Below are 22,007 nucleotides of genomic sequence, written 5' to 3' on the forward strand. Positions count from 1 at the left end.
GTCCTCGCACAACGGCGTATGAATCTGAGCGGGGTGTTTCCTGCATGACGATGGACGAGCGGATCGACGAACTCGAGGAGTTGCGCGAGGAGGCACGCCTCGGCGGTGGCCAGGAACGGATCGAGAAGCAACACGACAAGGGGAAGATGACTGCCCGCGAGCGGATCGACTACTTCCTCGACGAGGGCTCGTTCACCGAGTTCGATCAGCTTCGGACCCACCAGACTCGCCAGTTCGGCATGGACGAAAAGAAAATCCGGGGCGACGGCGTCGTGACTGGTTACGGTGAGGTAAACGGCCGCACCGTCTTCGTCTTCGCACACGACTTCACCGTTTTCGGCGGCTCACTCGGCGAGGTTTTCGCCGAGAAGGTCTGTAAGGTCATGGACATGGCGATGGAAGTCGGTGCGCCCGTTATCGGCCTCAACGACTCCGCCGGGGCTCGCATTCAGGAGGGTGTCAAGAGCCTCGCCGGCTACACCGAAATCTTCCGCCGGAATCAGGAAGCGAGCGGTGTCATCCCCCAAATCTCCGCGACGATGGGGCCATGCGCTGGCGGTGCGGTGTACTCCCCAGCCATCACCGACTTCATCTTCATGGTGAAGGACACGAGCCACATGTACATCACCGGGCCCGGCGTCACAAAGACCGTCACCGGTGAGGACGTCACCCACGAGGAACTCGGTGGCGCGATGACTCACGCCGACAAGACCGGCGTCGCTCAGTTCGCCTGCGAGTCCGAAGAACAGGCGCTGGACGACATCAAGCGACTTTTGTCTTACCTCCCGCAGAACAACGTCGAGGACCCGCCTCGAGTGGATCCGTGGGACGACCCGGACCGACGCGATGACGCGCTGACCTCGATTGTGCCGGACAACCCGCAGAAGCCCTACGATATGACGAACGTGATCGACTCGGTCGTCGACGAGGGCTCGTTCTTCGAGGTCGCCGAAAACTTCGCCCAGAACATCGTCGTCGGCTTCGGCCGTCTCGACGGCCGCTCCGTCGGTCTCGTAGCGAACCAGCCGCGAGTCAACGCCGGCACGCTCACCGTCGACGCCTCGATGAAGGGCTCACGGTTCGTCCGCTTCTGTGACTCCTTTAACATCCCAATCGTCACGTTCGTCGACGTGCCCGGCTACATGCCCGGGACCGAACAGGAACACCGCGGGATCATCCGCCACGGCGCGAAGCTCCTCTACGCGTACGCGGAAGCCACCGTCCCGCTCCTGACAGTCATCACCCGGAAAGCGTACGGCGGCGCCTACTGTGTCATGGCCTCGAAGAACCTCGGCGCGGACGTCAACTACGCCTGGCCGACCGCCGAAATCGCCGTCATGGGACCAAAGGGTGCAGTCAACATCCTCTACCGCGAGGAACTCGCCGAAGCCGACAACCCCGACGAACTCCGCGAGGAACTCATCGACGAGTACCGCGAGGAGTTCGCGAACCCCTACACCGCGACGGACAAGGGCTTCCTCGACGACGTGATCGTCCCGACCGAAACCCGTCCGCGACTGATCGCCGACCTCGAGATGTTAGAAACCAAGCGCGAACAGAACCCAGACAAGAAACACGGCAATATCCCGCTCTAGCATGACCGCACAGCACTCCGACGCCGAAACCGAAACCAGCGACGCCGTCGCACAGGCTCCGGCGGAGGACGGCTCGTCCGAAACCGACTCCCCGTCGCCGTCGGCGAGTGACGGCCCACTCCCGTCTGGTGTTGCACTCGAGTTACCGGCCAATGCGGACGACGAGGAGGCGGCGGCCATCGTCGCTGCGATCGGGGCACACCTCCACGATCAGGCGCGAGCGGCCGCTGCGGCGGCAGCCCAGACGGAGGAGACGTGGGAGGACAAGCGCTGGTCGTTCGCGGGCCGTGTGCGGGCCCAGCAGGGAGACGACGTTCGTGTTCCGAAGTCGGCACCGACGAACGCGTGGGCGGCAGCGGGTCGGACGGATCGGTTCTGAATCCAGCTACTTGCGACACACATCTTCACGCGCATTTCGGCGACGGCGAACTGATTCTCGCCTCGTTGCGAAAAAGTAAGGTAGTGCCCCCGCAACCGTTCCCACAGGAATGTTCAGGAAGGTTCTCGTGGCGAACCGCGGCGAGATTGCGGTCCGCGTGATGCGGGCGTGCGAGGAGTTGAACGTTGGGACTGTCGCGATCTACTCTGAGGCAGACAAGGACTCGGGACACGTCCGGTACGCCGACGAGGCGTACAATGTCGGCCCCGCTCGCGCGGCGGATTCGTATCTCGATCACGAGGCCGTTATCGAGGCCGCACAGAAAGCAGACGCCGACGCGATCCACCCCGGCTACGGCTTCCTCGCGGAGAACGCGGAGTTCGCGAGCAAGGTCGAGGCGGCCGATGGGATCACCTGGATCGGCCCATCCAGCGACGCCATGGAATCACTCGGCGAGAAGACGAAGGCCCGCCAGATCATGGACGAGGCGGCGGTGCCGATCGTCCCCGGAACCACGGACCCCGTCACCGACCCCGACGAGGTCGCAGCCTTCGGCGAGGAACACGGCTACCCGATCGCCATCAAGGCCGAAGGTGGCGGCGGCGGCCGCGGCATGAAAGTCGTCTGGGACGAAAGCGAGATCGAAGACCAACTCGAGAGCGCAAAGCGCGAGGGCGAAGCGTACTTCGACAACGATTCGGTCTATCTGGAGCGCTACCTTGAGCAACCCCGCCACATCGAGGTCCAGATCCTCGCGGACGAACACGGCAACGTCCGCCACCTCGGTGAACGCGACTGTTCGCTCCAGCGTCGTCATCAGAAGGTCATCGAGGAAGGCCCATCCGCAGCTCTCTCCGACGAACTGCGCGAGGAGATCGGCGAGGCCGCCCGCCGCGGGGTCGCCGCTGCGGACTACACCAACGCCGGCACCGTCGAGTTCCTCGTCGAGGAAGAGCCCGGACGCGGCCCCGACGAACCCCTCGGGCCGGACGCGAACTTCTACTTCCTCGAGGTCAACACGCGGATCCAGGTCGAGCACACGGTTACCGAGGAGATCACTGGCATCGACATCGTCAAGCGCCAGATTCAGATCGCAGCGGGCGAGGAGGTCGACTTCACACAGGAGGAGGTGGATATCGACGGCCACGCGATGGAGTTCCGAATCAACGCCGAGAACGCAGCAGAGGACTTCGCCCCCGCGACCGGCGGCACACTCGAGACGTACGATCCGCCGGGTGGGGTCGGCGTCCGCATGGACGACGCGCTCCGGCAGGGCGACGAACTCGTCACGGACTACGACTCGATGATCGCGAAGCTGATCGTCTGGGGTGAGGACCGTGAGGAGTGTATCGACCGCTCACTGCGCGCCCTGGGCGAGTACGAAATCGAAGGGATTCCGACGATCATCCCGTTCCACCGGCTGATGCTCACCGACGAGGAGTTCGTTGCGAGTACGCACACGACGAAGTACCTCGACAACGAACTCGACGAGAGCCGGATCGAGGAGGCCCAGGAGCAGTGGGGCGGCGACATCGGTAGCGGTGCCAGCGACGACGAGGAGACCGTCGAGCGCGAGTTCACCGTCGAGGTCAACGGCAAGCGCTTCGAGGTCGAACTCGAAGAACACGGCGCGCCGGCGGTTCCAGTCGGTGACGTCGAAGCAAGCGGCGCGTCCGGCCCGCCACAGCCAGCCGGCGGCGACAGCGGCGGTGAGGACGATATCGCCGGCGACGGCGAGACAGTCGACGCCGAAATGCAGGGAACGATTCTGGACGTCGCCGTCGAGGAAGGCGACGAAGTCGCGGCGGGCGACGTGCTAGTCGTGCTCGAGGCGATGAAGATGGAGAACGATATCGTTGCCTCCCGCGGCGGCACCGTCACCGAGATTGCCGTCAAGGAAGAACAGAGCGTTGACATGGGCGACGTGCTGGTCGTTCTGGAGTAGCGCCCGAGGACACTAACGCCGGACGGCGGACACCGTCACCGTACCGGTCAGCAACAGAACATAAACGGATAGACGAGCGCGACCCGGTCGCCGTTTTCGAGTTCCGTATCGAATCCCGCGTCGTGTTCGTTGAACCGACCGTTGATGCAGACGCGCGCGTAGGGCCGCGTCTGCTCGCCTTCGGGGTTCTTTCGCCAGGTTCCCGGCAGTTCATCGGGGACCGGTGCCCAACCGCGTGCGGTGGCGTCGGCTTCCGTTTCGGCGATCAGCATCTCCTCTAAGTCGTGTGCTGCGAATTCGTCAAAGAACGATTCGAGGAACTCGCGGAGCCGCGTTCCCGGGAAGGTGTACTCGAGTTCGTGCGTGCCGAGGGCGGTTCTGACGTGGCCGGTGCAGCGGACGGTGACGGTGGTTGTGTCTGACTGTGCGTCGCCGTCGACCTGCAGCGGACTGGAACCAGCGCTGTCGCCGGTGGGTGCGTCGGCAGTCATACTCGAGTAGACGCCGTCGCGGCTGAAGCAACTGTATCCGAACATGTTCGGCTGCGGGTGAACACTCGTCTTGGTGGTGGAGTCCTAGCGGTATCCGCTGGTAGGTTGGACGTCTCACCCACGCAGCTACGGCGCTGGCTCCGGAACCGGTCGAACGTCACCCGAAACGGCGTCGACGCTGAGTCGAACGGGGTCGTCCGTCTCCGTCGTTTCGAACTGGTAGTACCAGGTCGCACTGGTTCGGCGGGGTTCGGCGGCGAGTTCGTTAACATCGTAGCCCGCTTCTGTGGCGTGTTCGCGTGCGAGCGCTTCGGCCTCTTCGGCAGTCTCGAGCTGGAGGTCGTCGGTCGCGCGAACCGTAACGATCGGCATCTCCGCCATGCGGACGACTCGCTCCGTAACGCTGCCGACCAGCACCCGATCGAGTCCCGTTCGGCCCTGGGTTCCCATCACGATCATGTCGATACCGTGCTCGTCGGCGTACTCGAGTATCACCTCGTGTGGGACACCGTTTTCGACGCTGGTCGTCGCCTCGATGCCGGCGTGTGCGGCTTTGGCTGCGACGTGGTCGACCGCGTGGTGCGCGGTCGGTGTCGCTTCCTCGCTCTCGAGTGTGCCGAGTGGTCCCTCAGGGACGACCGATAGTGCGTGGACTCGTGCGTCGAACTGTTCGGCGATGGTGAGTCCGTGTGCGATCGAGCGGCGAGTTCCGTCGCTCCCGTCCGTTGGAATGAGGACGTCCTGATACATTGGCTGGATAGGTGTCGTTAGGCGTACTGACGTAAAAACGATCGTTCCGCCGTCGGCGTCAGCCCCGGTTGTGACGTCGGCATTGTCACGTTCAGGCTCGACCGACAGCGAGCATGTGAATCGAGAGATCGGCGACGATCGGATCGTCGTTGGTTCGTGTCACGACCCTCTCGAGTGCCTGGCGCTCGTCGTCGGTTAGCTCACCGCCAACCTGCTGGATGTGGTCCGCGTGAAATGGCGAGGCGAGTCCCTCGAGTCCGCGGACGGTCTCGATGTCGATCCCCGCTGTCGCGAGCAGGGACTCGAGTTCGTCCCGACGAAAGAAGTGCGTCGCGGTGAACTCGTTCTCGTAGCCGTGGCGGTCGAGGAGCGCCGAATCGTAGTCGCCGTGCTCGAGCAGTTCCGGCAGCGCCGCGACGTTGTGACCCGTCAGGAGGTAGAGTTGGACGGCACCGAGGAGTCCCATGACGGAGACGACGACCGGCGCGTTTGGCTTCGCCACGCGGCGCAGTTCGCGAACGGCCTGCACTCGGTCAGCCTCGTCCAGCAGGTGAGAAAGCGGTCCACCGAGACAGCACACCGCGTCGAACGCGTTCGCTGGCAATCCGAGGTCGGTGATCGATCCCTGAACGGGTGAAACGGTGGATACAGTGTCAGCGCTAGCACTATCAGCATCGACACCGCCGTCGCTGTCACCGTCGGTGTCAGCATCATTGAGCCGATCAACCGCGACCGATAGCTGGCCGCGACTGAGGTCGAGCAGCGTCACGTCGTGGCCCCGCGCTGCGAGCCACTGGCTGTACCTTCCCGCACCACCGCCGGCATCGAGCACCCGTCCCGACGACGGCAGGGCCGACGCGAGCGTGTCGAGGGTCTCACCGAACTCGAGTTCCCCATCGATTCCCGTCGCAAGTCGGTCCCACTCGTCGGTTCCGTACTCGTCGTAGAACGCCTGCGTTTCCTCGAGCGCGTCCGTCGAATCCGACATTACAGCTCGACATTTTCGACGACTGAAATAAGCATGGTTGTGGACTGTTGGCCAATCGCATTCAGGCCACCGCTGGCTCCAGCACTGCTGTCGATTACGTCGGAAGGGAGTTACGCATACAGTTTAAACAATGTAAATATTTTTTATGCCACGCGACAACGTATCGCTCGGTATATGACAAATCTCGTCACGAACGTCGCGGCGGCCGTCGAGGAGCACGGATCGAACACCGCCATCGGGTTTCAGGGGGACGACACCAGCTACGAGGAGTTCTGGGCACAGACCGGGGCGTTCGCGACCGCACTCGAGTCCCACGGCGTGGGCGAGGGTGATCGAGTCGCGCTCTACCTGCCGAACGTGCCGCCGTTCCTGATCGGGTTCCACGGGACGCTGCGCGCCGGCGGGGTCGTCGTGCCGATGAATCCGCAGTACAAGGCCCGCGAGATCAGCCACCTGTTGAGCGACAGCGAGGCGAAGGTGGTGGTCACGCTGGCCGATCTCGTCCCATTTGTCACGGAAGTACAGGACGAGACGAGCGTCGAGCACGTCGTCAGCGTTGGTGGCGAGGCGGAGGGTGCAACGGAGTTCACGGTGTTCCTCGAGCGCGGTGCGCCGGACATCGTCGACCGCGGGGACGACGACGTGGCGGTCCAGCCCTACACGTCGGGGACGACGGGCCAGCCGAAGGGCGTCCAGCTCACCCACGGCAACCTCGCCTCGAACGCGAAGGCAGCAGCGAAGCTCGTTCCCGATGGCATCCGTCCGGACGACAAGCAACTCGGTGTGCTCCCACTGTTCCACATCTACGGAATGACCGTCACGATGAACGCGGCGCTGTTCAACGGCGCGAGCTACTACCCGATGCCCGAGTGGGACGCCCAGGACGCGGTCTCACTCGTTGCGGACGCGGGAATCACGATTTTCCACGGCGTGCCGGCGATGTACAACGACGTGATCAACCAGCCAAACGCCGAGGAGTTCGATTTCTCTTCAGTCCGGCTCTGTGGCGTCGGCGGCTCCGGCATCCCGACCGAAGTGCTGCGCCGCTTCGAAGAACTCTACGAGCCGAACGTGTACGAGGGGTACGGGCTCACGGAGACGGCACCGATCACGCACTTCAACAGCCCGATCGAGGGTCGGCGCGTCGGCAGCATCGGGAAGACTGTCCCCGGCGTCGACTCCAAGGTCGTCGATCGCGACTTCGCGGAGGTCTCGCCGGTCGAGGAAGGCCCGGTCGACGAGGAAGAAGTCGATCTGACGGAGATTACGGGCGAGATCGTCGTCGCCGGACCGAACGTGATGAAGGGCTACTACGGCCTGCCCGAAGCCAACGAGGAGGCGTTCACGGAAGCCGACGGGCGAACCTGGTTCCACACCGGCGACATCGGCTATCAGGATGAGGATGGCTTTTTCTACGTCGTCGACCGCGAGAAGCACATGATCGTGACCGGCGGCTACAACGTCTACCCGCGCGAGGTCGAGGAGTTGCTCTTCGAGCACGAGGACGTGGCCGACGCCGCCGTCGCGGGAATTCCGGACGACCGGCGCGGTGAGACGGTAAAGGCGTACATTGTGCCAACGCCCGACGCCGAGGCGACCCCCGAAGATCTCAAGGAGTACTGCTTGACCAACCTCGCGGAGTACAAACACCCACGCGAGGTCGAGTTCGTGGAGGAACTGCCCCGAACGACGACCGGCAAGGTTCAGAAGTTCAAGCTCCGCGAGCGCGAGGAGGACGCTGAAGCGGCTGATGGAGACGCCGACGACGATGCCGACGCAGAGACGGAGGCCGAAGAATGACTCTCGGCGACGCCGTCCATCTCGAGTCCGGCGACGACGGACACGTCGCGACAATCACGCTCGACCAGCCAGACCGTCGCAACGCGCTCTCACGCGAGATTAACGCTGGAATCACCGAGGCGCTCGACGTGATCGAAGACGACGAGGCGTACGCGGACGCCCGCTGTGTCGTCATCGAGGGCTCGGGTGGTTCGTTCTCCGCCGGCGGCGATATCGAGGCCATGATCGAGGGGCTGGAGGGAGACATGCCCCTCGACGAGCGCGTGCGGGCACTCGAGCGCCGGACGAATCAGCTCATGGCGCGACTCGTCTCGTTCCCGCTGCCGACGATTGCGCTGGTCGACGGCCCCGCCGTGGGTGCCGGGGCAAACCTGGCCATCGCGTGTGACATGCAACTCGCGACCGCAGACGCCGCCTTTGGCTTCGTCTTCCGGCAGGTCGGGCTGAGCATCGACGCCGGCACGTCGTACCTGCTCCCGCGAATCGTCGGCGAGAACGTCGCACAGGAACTCGTCCTGACCGGAGACATCATCGGCGCGGATCGCGCCGCCGACTTCGGCCTGGTCAATCACGTCTATCCGAGCGATGAGTTCGACGAGCGCGCCGACGAGTTCGTCGAGAAGATCGTCTCCGGGCCGCCGGTCGCGATGCGTCACATGAAACGGCTCGTCGGCGAGGGACTGGATAAGTCACTCGAGCAGGCGCTGACCGACGAGGCGACGGCACAGGGAATCGTCTTCCAGACCGACGACCACGCAGAGGGCGTAAGCGCCTTCTTCGAGGACCGAGAGCCCGAGTACGAGGGTCGTTAACCGGACGCGGCCCTCGTGGGCTGCCCGCTCGTCACCGAACCAGCGTCGAAACGCGCGCGTTCTCCTTTATCTGTATCCCACCGTCGGCGACCGACAGCGGCACCAGCGGCAGGTGCGAGCGAACCTGCACCGTCGGATGCGAGCCGCCGCGAGCCAGCAACTCGTTTCGCGGCTGCAGCTGGAGCGGTTCCTCGAGATCGCCCAGAAACTCGTTGTGCTGGATGACGTACTGACCGCCGTCGAGGTCCCACCAGCCGAACTCGTCGTCCGACGCTCGCAGCTCCGTCGGCACCGGATCGAGATCGGCATCTTCGAGCTCGTCACCGCCGAAATCGAGTTGGCCAGGGCCGGCGACCTCGTAGATCGCGCTCACCGTTAGATCGACGCCAGCGTCGTGGACCTGCGTCGGCTCGTGCACCAGGTTTTCGACGGCCGCAGCGAGCGATTCGTCTGCAGTCGCATCGGCGTCTGGATCGGAGTCGATTGACATCTCGGGGAAGACTGACCGCAGAGACGAGCAAAAAGATGGCGCTCCAGTCAGTCGAGTACCCCGAGTAGGCGCAAACTGCGCCGGCGGCTGAACTTGTATCAGCCTGGGCTCGAAACGACGTTCTATGGACGTAAGTCAGGAACGGCTGCGGGCCGACATCGAGGCAAACGCGGCCTTCGGTGCACTCGAGTACGACGATTCGAAGCCCCCGAACGATGATGACGGCGAGGGACAGGCACAGCAACAGAGGCAGAAACACGGCCGAACCGTCCTCACCGGAACCGAGGCGAACCGGCGGGCCAGAGACCACCTCGTCGAACGGTTCGAGGACGCCGGGCTTGCAGTCGAGATCGACGCCGTCGGCAACATCACCGGCACATGGACGCCGGAGAGCGCGGAGCCCGACGCCGCCCCCGTCGCGGCCGGGAGCCACCTCGATTCCGTTCCCGAGGGCGGCATCTTCGACGGCCCGCTCGGTGTCTACGCTGCACTCGAGTCCGTCCGCGCGCTGCAGGACGCCAAGGCCGAGCCGGAGCGCCCGATCACCGTCGTCTGCTTCACCGAGGAGGAGGGCACCCGTTTCGGCGGTGGACTGCTTGGCTCGTCGGTTGCGACCGGTCAGCTTGCAGTCGAGGAGGCGCTGGCCGCAACGGACGCCGACGGCGTGCAGTTGGGGGATTCACTCGCAGATATCGGCTACCGCGGCGAGGGTGTACTCGAGCCCGCTGACTGGGATTCATTTCTCGAGTTGCACGTCGAGCAGGACACCCGACTCGAGGACGCGGGCGTTCCCGTCGGCGTCGTCTCGACGATCACCGGCATCGCCCACGTCACCGCGACGTTCACCGGCGAGACGAACCACGCGGGGACGACGGGAATGGCTGAGCGGGCGGACGCGTTCACAGCCGCGAGCGAGTTCGCGCTGGCACTCGAGGAGACCGGGATGGAGGCGGCGGTTGCGGGAGCGAGTGAGAGCGCTGGCAATGGCGACGCTGATGCTGACGCTGACGGTATAGACAAACCCGTCGGAGGTACAGCAGTCGCAACCGTCGGCAAGTGCAACGTCACCCCGAACGCGACGAACGTCGTCCCCGGCCGCGTCGAACTCGGCGTCGACATCCGCGACGTCGACGGCGAGACGATGGCCGGACTGCTCGAGCGTGCGGAGCAAATCCTGGCGCGGATCGAGTCCGAGCGACCGGTCGAAACCACCTTCGAACTCGAACTCGATGTTTCACCCGCACCGATGAGCGAGCGCTGTCGGGACGCACTCGAGTCCGGTGCCGATGCCACGGCAGTCGACGCGCGCACGCTGCACTCGGGCGCGGCCCACGACGCGATGTGCGTCTCACGAGTGACCGATGCCGGGATGCTCTTTGCGCCGTCCCGCGACGGGCTCTCGCACACGCCACTCGAGTGGACGGACTGGGACGACTGCGCGACGGCGACGCGGGTGCTCGCCAAGGCGGTCGGACAGCTCGCCGGCGCAGCGTCGGACTGAGTACACTGCGCCCTGACCTTGATATGGGCTCGGCGGGAGGGGTCAGCTATGGTCGACGTTCTCGCAGCTGAGATCAGTCGCTTCGTTCGCGCGGTCGGTCCCGAACCCGACGAGACGCTGGTGGAAATGGACCGCTTCGCCGAGGAACACGGGTTTCCACACGTCGGGCCGGAGGTCGGTGCGTTCCTCCGCTTTGTCGCCCGACTGAGCGACGCCGAGCGCATCTTCGAGTTCGGTTCGGGCTACGGGTATTCCGCCTACTGGTTCGCCGACGCGCTCCCGGACGATGGCGGCGAGATCGTCCTCACCGAGGTCGACGAGGACGAACTCGAGCAAGCCCGCGAGTACATGGCCGCAGGCGGCTACGATGCTCTTGCGCAGTACGAACTCGGCGATGCGGTCGAGACCGCGGAACGGTACGACGGCCCCTTCGACGTGGTGTTGATCGACATCCAGAAACACCAGTACAAGGATGCCTTCGAAGCGATTCGATCGAAGGTACCGGTCGGCGGCGTTATCGTCGCCGACAACGCCATCTCGGCGAGCGTCATCGAATTCGAGAAACTCCTCGATATGGTCGAAGCCGCACAGGCTGACGACGATGCAGCACGACGGGTCATCGAGGCCGAGAGTAACGAACACACGCGCGGCATCGCCGACTATCTCGAGCGCGTCTCGGCAGATCCGGCGTTCGAGACGGTGGTCACCCCGCTCGGAGAAGGAATCGCAGTGAGTTATCGTGTCGAGTAATCCGAGGTGTCGCCCTCGAGCACCTGTTCTTCTGGCGTATCGGCACTGACCGTCGCACCGTATTCGCGGAAGCCGAGGAACGTCGTCGCCGCACAGGCGGTGAGCAGGGTTGCCCAGGTGAGCGCCGTGAGCCCGAGCGCGACCGCGCCGTCCGGCCCGGGTGTTACCGCACCGACGGTTCCCAGACCGACGAGATGCGTGGCGGAGATGGCGAGGAAGGCACTCCAGAGCGCAAACGCGTGGATGGCAAGCGACCGGCGGGAAACCAGATTCGCATAGCGTGCGCCGGTATAGACGCCGACGACGGCGAGCACCGTCGCTCCGAATGTAAGACCAAGTTCGTCGGCGGTCGCCCCGGCAGCGCCCGCGACGCCAAAGCAGGCAAACGAGACGGCGAGCAGGTATCGATCCGAACGGAGTGTTGTCGGAATCACGTCGTGCACCGCGTTGCTGGCACGTATATCCGGCCGAATATATAGCTGTTGGCTCGGGTACGTGTTCGTGACGGACAGCGCGGGTATCATATCCGTCTAAGGGAGGGTTCCTCCGCTGCCGCCCGTCGCCGTTACAGGCCTCCCCGACCGCTCCCCGGCTGCGGATCGACGTGTGACTCGGGCATGAGCGCCTCGAAGGACTGGTCGTCGAGCCACTCGAGTAGTGCCACCAGTTGCTCGGCCGCGGCATCGAACAGTTGTTCACCTACTTCGGGCGTGGCGTCGGTCTGGTCGCCGAAGACGCCGTTTGGACTGTTCTCGATGGCATCGTAGAACGTCGTCGCGCCGTGGACGCGCGCAGTGTCGCCGTCGAAGGCGACGCCGCCGTCGCGGGCGTTCTCGAGTTGGTCCTCGCGGACGAGTTCGTTCGCGATGTGCATGATCATCGCGGTCTCCTTGGGGCCGCCGTGGGGGCCGGGCGTTTCGAAGACCTCCTCGATCAGGCCGGGGATGGATTCGTCCCACATCCACTCGATGGCGTAGGCGGTCTCGTCCTCGTGAAGCCGGCGGCCGACCTCTCGGAGGTGAGCGACGTTGCCGCCGTGGGCGTTGACGTAGACGATGCGGTCGATACCGTGGTAGGTAAGGTTCCGCGAGAGGTTCTCGACGTAGTCGCGAAAGACCGGTGCGTCGACCCACATCGTGCCGTGAAACTGCCGGTGGTGGGAGCTGACACCGATCGAAATCGGCGGGGTGCAAAGATGGCCGGTCCGCTCCGTTGCAGCGCGCGCCAGCGCCTCGGCGATCATGTGGTCCGTTCCTTCGGGCAGGTGTGGGCCGTGTTGCTCGGTCGAGCCAAGCGGAACGACCGCGAGCGATTCTGACTCCGACTCGACGTAGTCCGCGAGGTCGGGCCAGGTCTGGGCTGGAAGATACATTCGGTAGTGGAGTATCGCACTGAATCCGCAAAACTGTGCCTGTCGCGATACAGTTTTAGCAAGAACTCCTCCAGGCTGAGCGACGACGCCAGCCGTGATGATAAACCTTAATAGATTTCTACCGCTGAGTTATTATATGGCAGTCGTCAGCGTCTCGATGCCGGACGAACTTCTCGAGCGACTCGATCAGTTTGCAGATGAACACGGCTACACTGGCCGCAGTGAAGTCGTCCGAGAAGCCTCTCGTAACCTCCTCGGCGAGTTCGAAGACACGCGTCTCGAGGACCGCGAACTCATGGCGATCGTTACGGTCCTCTTCGACTACGAGACGACCGCCGTCGAGGAGCGCATGATGCACCTGCGCCACGAACACGAGGGCCTCGTCGCCTCGAACTTCCACAGCCACGTCGGCGATCACTACTGCATGGAACTGTTCGTTCTCGAGGGTGAACTCGAGGAAATCTCGACGTTCGTCGGGAAGATCCGCGCGACCAAGGACGCGCTGACGGTCGACTACTCCGTGACGCCGGTCGACAGTTTCGACCCACTCAGCCAGGATCACTGATACGGCCCGTTGTAGTTCTGTACCGGTAATCTGCGACCCCGCGGGCGGAGATCACCGATAAAACGCTACAACGATCCGTATGAGCGCACAAATCGAACTGAACGCGTACCTTTACTGTGATCCGCGCCAAGAGTCAGCCATGTCCTACCGGAAGGTGAACTACGAGGAGGTCGATCAGGTCTCGAGTGCGATGCACGTCCTGAGCGACCCACTCGAGACGGAGCAGGTTGGGGTGACGGTCGCCCGCTGCGATCCGGACTGGAAGAGCAAACCCCACGATCACACGGACAACGACCACGAAGAGGTCTACGTCCTTATCGAGGGCGAGGCGACGGTCGTGGTCGACGACGATCCGGTCACAATGGAGGCCGGCGACGCGCTGTGGATCCCGCCCGAATCCACGCGGCAGATCCGCAACGGTGACACCGAGAGCGCGTTCGTCCTCGTGAGCGCGCCGAGTCTGCGAGACGACGACGGCGACGGCAACGGTGACGGTGGCGGTGGCGGTGATGGGAGCGGGAACGGCGAGTGGCTCCTCTCCGGATTCGCCGGGTAGAGAAACGCTAGCGTAAGTGCCACACTGTGCACTCACACCGCCGACGGTCACCAACCGATGGCAGAAAACCGATGGCAGAACTGTCCAGATACTGGAAGCCGTGTTCGCCCGTCATATGATGCGTGAGTTGAGACAGAGAGTTGCTCTCCCTGTTGGGTCCGCTCTCCCTGCTGGGCCTAACCAGTCCATTGCAGCCGTCTGCACCCCACCGTCAGCTGTGAGTGTCCCACGATGAGTCGCGCACACATTCTTTGTGTCAGCCGCGATCCATCGACGCGAGCAGCGCTCACACTCGCGTTCACCGACGCCCCTGCAAGCGTCAGCGTCGTCCCGAAACCCGAACTGGTTCTCGACCAACTCGAGTCCAGGCGAGAGCAGGAGTTCCCCCGGAGCGAGCGCGGGAACGACGCACAGCCGGGTGCTGGTCGGGGTGGCGAGCGGGCCGGCCACGAGCAGCACGAACACCATGCACACCACGCGCACCGCGAACGCATCGATGCGATCATCATCGACGTCGACACCATCGACTCCGTGTCGGCGTTTGTAACCGAACTCGAGAGCGTCGCGTCCGCACCACCCTCGGTGTTCGCCTACTGGGGGGAAGGTGGGGCTGGAAATGGCAGTAGGAAAGAAAGCACTGGTGAGGAGACTGCAGCCAGCGGCGAACGTTCCAACGAGTTGCCCACCGACTCCAACGCTCTCGTCTCTGGGGACACTGACTCCGCATCGTCGCTGCCGGTACTCGCCGAACTCTCGATTCCGGACACGCCGAAAACTGCGGGTGGAACACGGGAACGTTCGTCTACACCCCGCGAACGGGAGACGAACACGCTGGCAGAATCTGGCGACATCGCCGCGACCGTCCTGTCGAGCGTCGATGCGGGAACACCGAACGGCGGGGCTGGGTTCCCCGAACTCGAGCGGACGGGCGGTAGATCCGTCACCGGAACGGACGACGATGGCGACGCAGTCGACGTGTCCCACCCCGAACTCGTCGCGACCGTTCGGCGTGAGCTGGCCGACACGACCGCACCACAGACCGTCGAGCAAGTGCTCCGAACCGTGTTCACCGAGCGCGACGCGTTTGTTTTCGCCTGGGTTGGCGAGTACGACCGTGGCGAACACTCGGTCGTCCCCTGGGCGACAGATCCGGAGGCGACCGAGTGGCCCATCCACCGCACGTTCCGCGTCGGAAGCGGTGTGAATCCGCTGCTCGAGCGAGCGCTGTACTCCCAGCGCCTCCAGACGCAGGATCTTGCCTCCCAGCCAGACCTGACTATCATGGGCGGTGCGTTCACCCCCGCACCGTTTCACGACCGGGCGCGCGAGCACGGTGCCCGATCGATCGCCGTCGCGCCGCTCGCGACGGACACAGATCGGTACGGCGTCCTCGTCGTCTACGCACCGACACCGTTCACAGCCGACACCCGCCGGACAGTCCGTGCCGTCGCCGACGTCGCTTCACACGTCCTCGAGACGATCGCGATTCGCGGCCAACTCGAGCAACAGGAGCGAACGCTACACCGGTATGAACGCCTCGTCAAGACCGCGGGTGACGGCATCTTCGTTCTCGATGGCTCGGGCCACGTGATGACCGTGAACGACGCGTTCGTCGAGATGACGGGCTACAGCCGCGAGTGGCTCCTCGGCGAGCACATCTCCTTGCTCTTTGACAACCAGACGATCGAGCACGCGACCGAGACGGTCCGATCGCTCATCGAGTCCGATGGCCGCTCGGCGACGATCGAAGTGCCACTGGAGACGAAAGCCGGCTCGTACGTCACCTGCGAGGCACAGATTGCTGTCCTCGATCGTACTACCGATGCAGGCGGCGCCGATAGCAGCGGTGTCGATGTCGACACACCCACCGACAGCAACGGACACAGCGAACCTAACGGCGCTACCACCACCAACACCACCTTCGGTGGCACCGTCGGCGTTCTCCGCGACATCACCGAGCGCAAACGAAACGAGCGCCGCCTGCGCAAACAGAACGAGCGCCTCGACGCCTTCGCCCGCATCGTCAGCCACGATCTGCGCAACCCGCTCGGCATCGCCCAGGGCTATCTCGACCTCATCGACGAAACCGGCTCACTCGAGCACCTCCCAACGGCCCAGCGGAGTCTCGATCGCATGGAGGCGATCATCCACGACGTGCTCGCCATCGCTCGCGACGGAACGTGGGCGAGCGACACTGGGCGCGTCGACCTCGAAACCGTCGCCAGCGAGGCCTGGGAGCACGTCTCGACGGGCGAGGCGACACTCACGCTGACCGGGACGACAACGTTCATGGCCGACCGCTCCCGACTCCTGCGCGTCTTCGAGAACCTGTTTCGGAACGCGATCGAACACGGCTGTCCCGACGAGCAGGTCGACGAACTGGCCGTTCGTGTGGGGGTACTCGAGTACGAGTCCGACGACCAGCGACGGACTCCGATCACGGACGGCGACAGCGGAGACGACGAGCAGGTGGGCGGGCCGTGTGGCTTTTTCGTCGCGGACAACGGGTCCGGATTGCCGGACGATCTGGCGGCAAACGACGACCTGTTCGATCCCTCGATTTCGTCCGAGACGGACAGTCTGGGGATTGGCCTCTGGATCGTTCGAGAGGTAGCGACGGGTCACGACTGGCACGTGCGTGCGCGTGAGAGCGAGGCTGGTGGCGCACGATTTGAGTTCGTGACTGGGGACGCCGAGCAGTAATACTGTCAGACAGCAACGGCTCGGGCGTTACAGTCGTCAAAAAATACCGCGTCGGTCGCTGGCCCTGTCTGCTGGCCACGACCGGAATCTGGTACGGTGTTCAGTCCCAGTTCCAGTTCCAGCTTCAGTTCCAGTTCAACTCCAGTTCGCTCTTACTTCCCCTCGAAGTTCGGCTCGCCGTCACCCATGAACGCCGTAATACCCTCCATCAGGTCGTCCGTCGCCATCAGGTGACCGAACGCGGAAGCCTCGTACTCGAGTCCCGCCTCAGTGTCGTCGCGACCTGCGAGCATCGCGCGCTTGGTGAACTTCTGGGCGATCGGTGGGCCGCCGGCGAGTTTTGCAGCGAGGTCGAACGCAGCGTCCTCGAGGTCGTCGTTCTCGACGACGTCGTTGACGAAGCCGTAGTCTGCCATCACGTCGGCCTCGTAGCGCTCTGCGGTGAAGATAATCTCCTTCGCGCGGCCCTCGCCGACGATCTGGGAGAGGCGCTGGGTGCCGCCCCAGCCGGGGATCAGGCCGAGGTTGAGTTCGGGCTGGCCGAACTCCGAGCGTTCGCTTGCAACGCGCAGGTCGGCACAGGTTGCGAGTTCCATCCCGCCACCGAGACAGAAGCCGTCGATACCGGCGACGACCGGCAGGTCACAGGACTCGAGTTCGCCGAAGGTGGACTGGCCGTTCTTCGAGAGTTCGATCGCCCCGAGGGAGTCCGCACCGCCGGCGGCCATGCTCTGGACGTCGGCACCGGCCGAGAAGGCCTTCTCGCCCTCGCCGGTGATGAGAATCGCGCGGACCTCGTCGTCCTCTTCGAGCAGGTCGATGGCCTCGGAGAGTTCGGCGAGCAGGTCGTCGCTGATCGTGTTCATGCGGTGTGGTCGGTCGAGCACGATGTGGCCGACCATCTCGCCGGGGTACTCGACGCGGATGGCGTCGAAGTCGACGCCGTCCTCGTCCTCCTCGCTCTCGTAGAAGCCGCCCTCGTCGGCGCGCTCTGCGAGGAAGTCAGCCGGCGCGTATCGCTCGTGACCGGTCTCGTCGTAGGCCTCCTCGAGCGTCTCGAGGAGAGTGTCGAGGCCGTACTCGTCGACCAGCTTGACCGGCCCGTCCGGGAAGCCAGCACCGAGCTGCACTGCCTCGTCGATCGAGGCCGGCGGCGCAACGTCGTTGCCGATCAGCTTCGCGGCCTCGTTGGCCATCGTCGCGAGCAGGCGCTCCTTGACGAACTCCGACTGCTCGTCGGTCGGAATCTCGGCACCGGGACCGTCCTCGTAGTCGTAGAAGCCCTTGCCCGTCTTCTTGCCGAGTTCTTCGTTCTCCACCTTCTCCTCGAGAAGCGGCGCTGGCTCGTAGGCCTCACCGAGCACGTCGTGCATGTACTCGAGGACGTGGAAGCTCACGTCGTTGCCGACCTGGTCGCCGAGTTCGAAGCTGCCCATCGGGAGACCCATGTCGTACTTCGTGGTCGAGTCGACCTCCGAGATGGTGGCTTCGTCCTCGCTGACGAGCCAGGAGGCTTCGTTCATCAGGGGGACGAGGATGCGGTTGACGATGAAGCCGGGCGAGTCCTTGTGGACGCGCACTGGCGTCTTGCCGAAGTCGTCGGCAAGCTCCTCGATGACGTCGAGCGTGTCGTCGGAACTCTCCGCACCGGAGATGACCTCGACGAGCTGCATGCGGACCGGCGGGTTGAAGAAGTGCATGCCACAGAACTGCTCGGGGCGCTCGGTCACGTCGGCGAGGTCCGTGATCGAGAGGCTCGAGGTGTTCGTCGCGAAGATGGTGTGGTCGGGCGCGTACTCTTCGACCTCACCGTAGACGTCCTTCTTGATCTCCATCTTCTCCGGGACGGCCTCGATGACGACATCGGCGTTGCCAACGGCTTCCTCGACGTCGACGATCGGCGTGACGCGCTCGAGCGCGGCGTCGGCTTCGTCCTGGCTGAGCTGGTCCTTTTCGGCGAGCTTGTTGAGCGACCACTCGATCTGCTCGTAGCCGTTCTGGACGAATTCTTCCTTGATGTCGCGCAGTGCGACGTCGTAGCCGGCCATCGCGGCGACCTCCGCGATGCCGTGTCCCATGTTCCCTGCACCGAGAACTGCGACGGTGTTGATATCTTCCAGTTCCATGGGTCAGTGTGCAATGGGAACCCGTTTGAACGTTTCCCTCTTCGCGGAAGGAAACTCTCTTTGAGTTTACAGCCGGTTACAAAGCTCTTTATCGCTCGGATAGTAATGATTGTGCATGGAATTCGGTCTCTCCGAAGAGCAACAACAGATCCGCGAAGAGGTACAGCGGTTCGCCGAGAACGAAATCGTTCCCGTCGCCGAGGAGTACGACACCGAGGAGAAGTACCCACACGACGTCATCGACAAGGCCGCCGAGATGGGCCTGACTGGCTCGTACATCCCGATCGACTACGGCGGTGCCGGCTACTCCATCCTCGACACCGCGATCATTACCGAGGAACTGTTCTCCTACGACCCGGGTATCGCGCTGTCGATCGTCTCGACCTCCTTCGGCTGTGAGGCGATCATGAACTTCGGGACAGAAGACCAGAAGGAGCGCTTCCTCGAACCCGTCGCGATGGGCGAGAAAATCTCCGGCGCAGCAATCTCCGAACCCGACACCGGCTCTGACGTCTCCTCCGTCTCGACGCGCGCCGAGAAGGACGGCGACGAGTGGGTGATCAACGGCAACAAGATGTGGATCACCAACGGGACCGTCGGCGACTTCTTCGTCGTCCTCTGTAAGACCAACCCCGACGCACAGGGTCGCTACAACGGCTTCAGCCAGATCGTCGTCGAATCCGACCGCGACGGCTTCTCCGCCGAGAAGATCACCGGCAAACTGGGTATCCGCGCCTCCGACACCGCCGAACTCGTCTTCGACGATGTCCGCGTCCCCGAAGAGAACCTCGTCGGTACCAAGGACGCCGCGTTCATGCAGCAGATGCAGTTCTTCGACGAGACCCGGACCGCCGTCGCCGCACAGGGCGTCGGCATCGCGAAGGGTGCCACGCGCGCGGCACTCGAGTACGCCCAGGACCGCGAGCAGTTCGGGCAGTCGATTTCGGAGTTCCAGGCGATCCAGCACAAGCTTGCTGAGATGGCGACGGACACCGAGGCAGCCCGCAACCTGACGTACAAGGCGGCTTGGAACGTCGACCAAGGCAACGACATCACGAAGCTGGCGTCGATGGCGAAGGAGTACGCCTCCCGTATCGCCGTCGACGTTGCTGACGAGGCTGTCCAGATCCACGGCGGCGCTGGCTACGTCAACGACTTCCCGGTCGAGCGACTCTACCGCGACGCGAAGATTACGCAGATCTACGAGGGGACCTCGGAGATTCAGAAGAACGTTATCGCGCGCGAGATGCTCGGCAAGGGCTTCTAACAACCTTTTACTCTGCGGTCTTTCGGGCTCACGATAGAACCTGTCGTGAGCCCGCTGTCCCTCGGTAAAAGGTTGATCAAAAGCACTCCTCGCTTCCGGAGTCGCTCGTCGGCCCGAGCGCTGCGCGGCGCGCAGCGCTCGGAGAACGGCGTCACTCGGGTTCTTCGAACCGCTCGTTCGCCGAGAGATGGCTCCTTCAAAAGGAGGGCTGTTCCTTGCTCGCGGCGCTACTCTTTCTCGCACCTCACTCTTCGACCGTGTGGCGAGTTTCCGCTTCGAGACGATCCCGTGGAGAGGATGTAGAAGGAGTTGTCCTCGTGAGACGACGCTAGTCGTCGCTGGGATCAGGAGCAGGATTTGGTTTGTCGTCCACGGGAGCGGCGTCCTCGGCGTCGAACAGCGGACTCTGCTCACCGGGGACGATGGTGTTGAGAATCAGCGCCGAGAGCGCGGTCAGGATCACCGGCTCGCCGAAGAACGTCTGGGCCGCGTTCGGCAGCCCGCTGATGGCTTCGGGGGTCGTCGCGATCCCGAGTCCGAGGCCGAGCGAGACGGCGACGATGACCATATTGCGGCGGTTGAGTTCAGTGTGCAGGACGATCAGCCGGAAGCCGCTGGCGGCGACCATGCCGACCATCAGGAGGACTGCGCCGCCGAAGACGGCGCTCGGAATGGTCGTGACCAGGGCACCCGTTACCGGGCTGAGGCCGAGTATCGCGAGAATGACGCCGCTGATACCGACGACGTGGCGGCTCATCACGCCCGTGAAGGTAACGATACCGACGTTCTGGGAGAACGAGGTCACCGGGAACGTACCGAAGATCGAGCCGAGCGAGCTCAGCGAGCCGTCGTTGAACAGCGCACCGCGGAACTCGCGGTCGTCGGGGTTTCGTCCCTCTGCGGCGGTGACGCCGGACATGTCGCCCACGGTCTCCATCGCGGAGACCAGAAAGAGGAACGCGAAGACGAGGATCGCGATCGGTTCGAACTCGAATCCGAAGTGGGTCGGCGACGGGAACGCGATTGCATCCGCACTCCCCACCGACGAGAAGTCGACGAGTCCGAAGCCGTAGACCAGATCCAGTGCGAGCGCGGCGGCGTAGCCAATGGCGATCGAAGCGAGAATACTCAACAGTCGAGTAACCCCACGCGTGAGCATGTTGAGTCCGACTGCGATAGCCAGCACGAGCGCCGCTAGACCGATGTGATGCACAGCGCCGAACTCGCCTGCCTCCTGTGCTGCGGACCCTCCGGCGGCGTAGTCCATGCCCGTCGGAATCAGGTAGAGTCCGATAATCACCACGACGAGTCCGGTCACGAGCGGCGGGAAGAAGGGTTTGATGCGCTTGAACTGCCAGCCGATGAGGCCCTCGACGACGAACCCGGTGACGAGAATCGCGCCGAAGACAGTTGCCATGCCGAACTCGATGCCGATCGTCGTCGCCGCACCGACGAACGTAAAACTCGATCCCATGACGATCGGCAGTTTCGCACCGATGGGACCGATCGTGTACGCCTGGATTATCGTCGCCAGCCCGGAAAAGAGCAACACCATCTGGACGATGTATGCCGTGTCGGCCCCATCGAGTCCGACGTTGCCAGCGACGATGTACGCCACCGCCGTCGCCGGCACGATCATCACCGCGACGTGTTGCAACCCGAGCAGGATCGACTTCGCCATCGGCGGCTTCTCGTCGAGTCCGTACTCGAGTTCGATGCCGTCCCCTGGTTCGTTCGTCATCTATGACTGGGGTCTGACGATCGAGGCGTAAAAAATCTCGTATATGCGCTCAGAACAGTGTCTTGTACGCACCTGAATATACACTATCGTGTATACAACTCGGGTTCCGTGGAACACAGCATGCGCTCATCAGTTTGTGGTATTGCGGGTGAGTGTGCTGCGTACTCGAGTCCAAT

The 22,007-nt window shown here is 63.8% G+C and carries 19 protein-coding genes; 11 read left to right on the forward strand and 8 right to left on the reverse strand.

What is annotated here, in order from left to right:
* Positions 1-50: 50 nt before the first annotated feature.
* From C483_RS16345 to C483_RS16355, 3 genes are all read left to right on the forward strand, one after another.
* On the forward strand, positions 51-1,595 hold the full coding sequence (locus C483_RS16345; RefSeq protein WP_006654475.1) for an acyl-CoA carboxylase subunit beta: 1,545 nt from the start codon (positions 51-53) through the stop codon (positions 1,593-1,595).
* A 1-nt stretch (position 1,596) separates the two neighbouring features.
* A complete protein-coding gene (locus C483_RS16350; protein ID WP_006654476.1) occupies positions 1,597-1,974 on the forward strand; it encodes a hypothetical protein in 378 nt (125 codons plus the stop codon).
* 109 nt (positions 1,975-2,083) lie between these two features.
* Positions 2,084-3,919: an acetyl-CoA carboxylase biotin carboxylase subunit gene (locus tag C483_RS16355; protein ID WP_006654477.1), complete on the forward strand. Its 1,836-nt coding sequence runs from the start codon at positions 2,084-2,086 to the stop codon at positions 3,917-3,919.
* 47 nt (positions 3,920-3,966) lie between these two features.
* Here the strand turns inward: C483_RS16355 and C483_RS16360 are convergent, their stop codons facing one another.
* The 3 genes from C483_RS16360 to C483_RS16370 form a co-directional block, all read right to left on the reverse strand.
* Complete coding sequence (locus C483_RS16360; RefSeq protein WP_049912893.1) at positions 3,967-4,410, reverse strand: MoaD/ThiS family protein; 444 nt, start codon at positions 4,408-4,410, stop codon at positions 3,967-3,969.
* Positions 4,411-4,536: 126 nt separating this feature from the next.
* Positions 4,537-5,160, reverse strand: a complete 624-nt coding sequence (locus tag C483_RS16365; RefSeq protein WP_006654479.1) for a universal stress protein — start codon at positions 5,158-5,160, stop codon at positions 4,537-4,539.
* Positions 5,161-5,251: 91 nt separating this feature from the next.
* Complete coding sequence (locus tag C483_RS16370; protein ID WP_006654480.1) at positions 5,252-6,148, reverse strand: class I SAM-dependent methyltransferase; 897 nt, start codon at positions 6,146-6,148, stop codon at positions 5,252-5,254.
* A 174-nt stretch (positions 6,149-6,322) separates the two neighbouring features.
* Between C483_RS16370 and C483_RS16375 the strand changes: the two genes are divergently transcribed.
* Positions 6,323-7,948, forward strand: coding sequence for a long-chain-fatty-acid--CoA ligase (locus C483_RS16375; protein ID WP_006654481.1), 1,626 nt, complete (start codon positions 6,323-6,325; stop codon positions 7,946-7,948).
* Positions 7,945-8,760, forward strand: a complete 816-nt coding sequence (locus C483_RS16380; RefSeq protein WP_006654482.1) for an enoyl-CoA hydratase/isomerase family protein — start codon at positions 7,945-7,947, stop codon at positions 8,758-8,760. The genes C483_RS16375 and C483_RS16380 overlap by 4 nt, the downstream gene beginning before the upstream one ends.
* Before the next feature lie 31 nt (positions 8,761-8,791).
* Here C483_RS16380 and C483_RS16385 read toward each other — a convergent pair whose 3' ends face one another.
* A complete protein-coding gene (locus C483_RS16385; protein ID WP_006654483.1) occupies positions 8,792-9,250 on the reverse strand; it encodes a hypothetical protein in 459 nt (152 codons plus the stop codon).
* A 124-nt stretch (positions 9,251-9,374) separates the two neighbouring features.
* On the opposite strand from C483_RS16385, the gene C483_RS16390 reads away from it, so the two are divergent.
* Positions 9,375-10,751 (forward strand): M20 family metallo-hydrolase, encoded by a 1,377-nt coding sequence (locus C483_RS16390; protein ID WP_006654484.1) that lies wholly within the window; start codon positions 9,375-9,377, stop codon positions 10,749-10,751.
* 48 nt (positions 10,752-10,799) lie between these two features.
* Positions 10,800-11,501, forward strand: coding sequence for an O-methyltransferase (locus tag C483_RS16395; RefSeq protein ID WP_006654485.1), 702 nt, complete (start codon positions 10,800-10,802; stop codon positions 11,499-11,501).
* On the opposite strand, the gene C483_RS16400 is transcribed toward C483_RS16395, so the two are convergent.
* Positions 11,486-11,944 (reverse strand): hypothetical protein, encoded by a 459-nt coding sequence (locus C483_RS16400; RefSeq protein WP_006654486.1) that lies wholly within the window; start codon positions 11,942-11,944, stop codon positions 11,486-11,488. The genes C483_RS16395 and C483_RS16400 overlap by 16 nt on opposite strands.
* A gap of 122 nt (positions 11,945-12,066) precedes the next feature.
* Positions 12,067-12,873 carry a creatininase family protein gene (locus C483_RS16405; RefSeq protein ID WP_006654487.1) on the reverse strand — a complete coding sequence of 269 codons (807 nt, stop codon included), beginning with the start codon at positions 12,871-12,873 and terminating at the stop codon, positions 12,067-12,069.
* A gap of 136 nt (positions 12,874-13,009) precedes the next feature.
* Here C483_RS16405 and C483_RS16410 point away from each other — a divergent pair, with 136 nt between their 5' ends.
* From C483_RS16410 to C483_RS16420, 3 genes are all read left to right on the forward strand, one after another.
* The gene (locus tag C483_RS16410; protein WP_006654488.1) at positions 13,010-13,438 is read left to right on the forward strand and encodes a CopG family ribbon-helix-helix protein; all 429 of its coding nucleotides are present in this window, start codon (positions 13,010-13,012) and stop codon (positions 13,436-13,438) included.
* 139 nt (positions 13,439-13,577) lie between these two features.
* A complete protein-coding gene (locus C483_RS16415) occupies positions 13,578-13,994 on the forward strand; it encodes a cupin domain-containing protein (RefSeq protein ID WP_049912895.1) in 417 nt (138 codons plus the stop codon).
* Positions 13,995-14,225: 231 nt separating this feature from the next.
* Positions 14,226-16,697: a PAS domain S-box protein gene (locus tag C483_RS16420; RefSeq protein ID WP_006654490.1), complete on the forward strand. Its 2,472-nt coding sequence runs from the start codon at positions 14,226-14,228 to the stop codon at positions 16,695-16,697.
* Positions 16,698-16,849: 152 nt separating this feature from the next.
* On the opposite strand, the gene C483_RS16425 is transcribed toward C483_RS16420, so the two are convergent.
* Complete coding sequence (locus tag C483_RS16425) at positions 16,850-18,823, reverse strand: 3-hydroxyacyl-CoA dehydrogenase/enoyl-CoA hydratase family protein (protein ID WP_006654491.1); 1,974 nt, start codon at positions 18,821-18,823, stop codon at positions 16,850-16,852.
* 115 nt (positions 18,824-18,938) lie between these two features.
* On the opposite strand from C483_RS16425, the gene C483_RS16430 reads away from it, so the two are divergent.
* Entirely contained in the window at positions 18,939-20,090 is a 1,152-nt protein-coding gene (locus C483_RS16430; RefSeq protein WP_006654492.1) for an acyl-CoA dehydrogenase family protein, read from the forward strand.
* 328 nt (positions 20,091-20,418) lie between these two features.
* On the opposite strand, the gene C483_RS16435 is transcribed toward C483_RS16430, so the two are convergent.
* Positions 20,419-21,831: a uracil-xanthine permease family protein gene (locus C483_RS16435; protein ID WP_006654493.1), complete on the reverse strand. Its 1,413-nt coding sequence runs from the start codon at positions 21,829-21,831 to the stop codon at positions 20,419-20,421.
* Between the last annotated feature and the right edge of the window lie 176 nt (positions 21,832-22,007).

Source organism: Natrialba hulunbeirensis JCM 10989 (genome assembly GCF_000337575.1).
GTDB lineage: Archaea > Halobacteriota > Halobacteria > Halobacteriales > Natrialbaceae > Natrialba > Natrialba hulunbeirensis.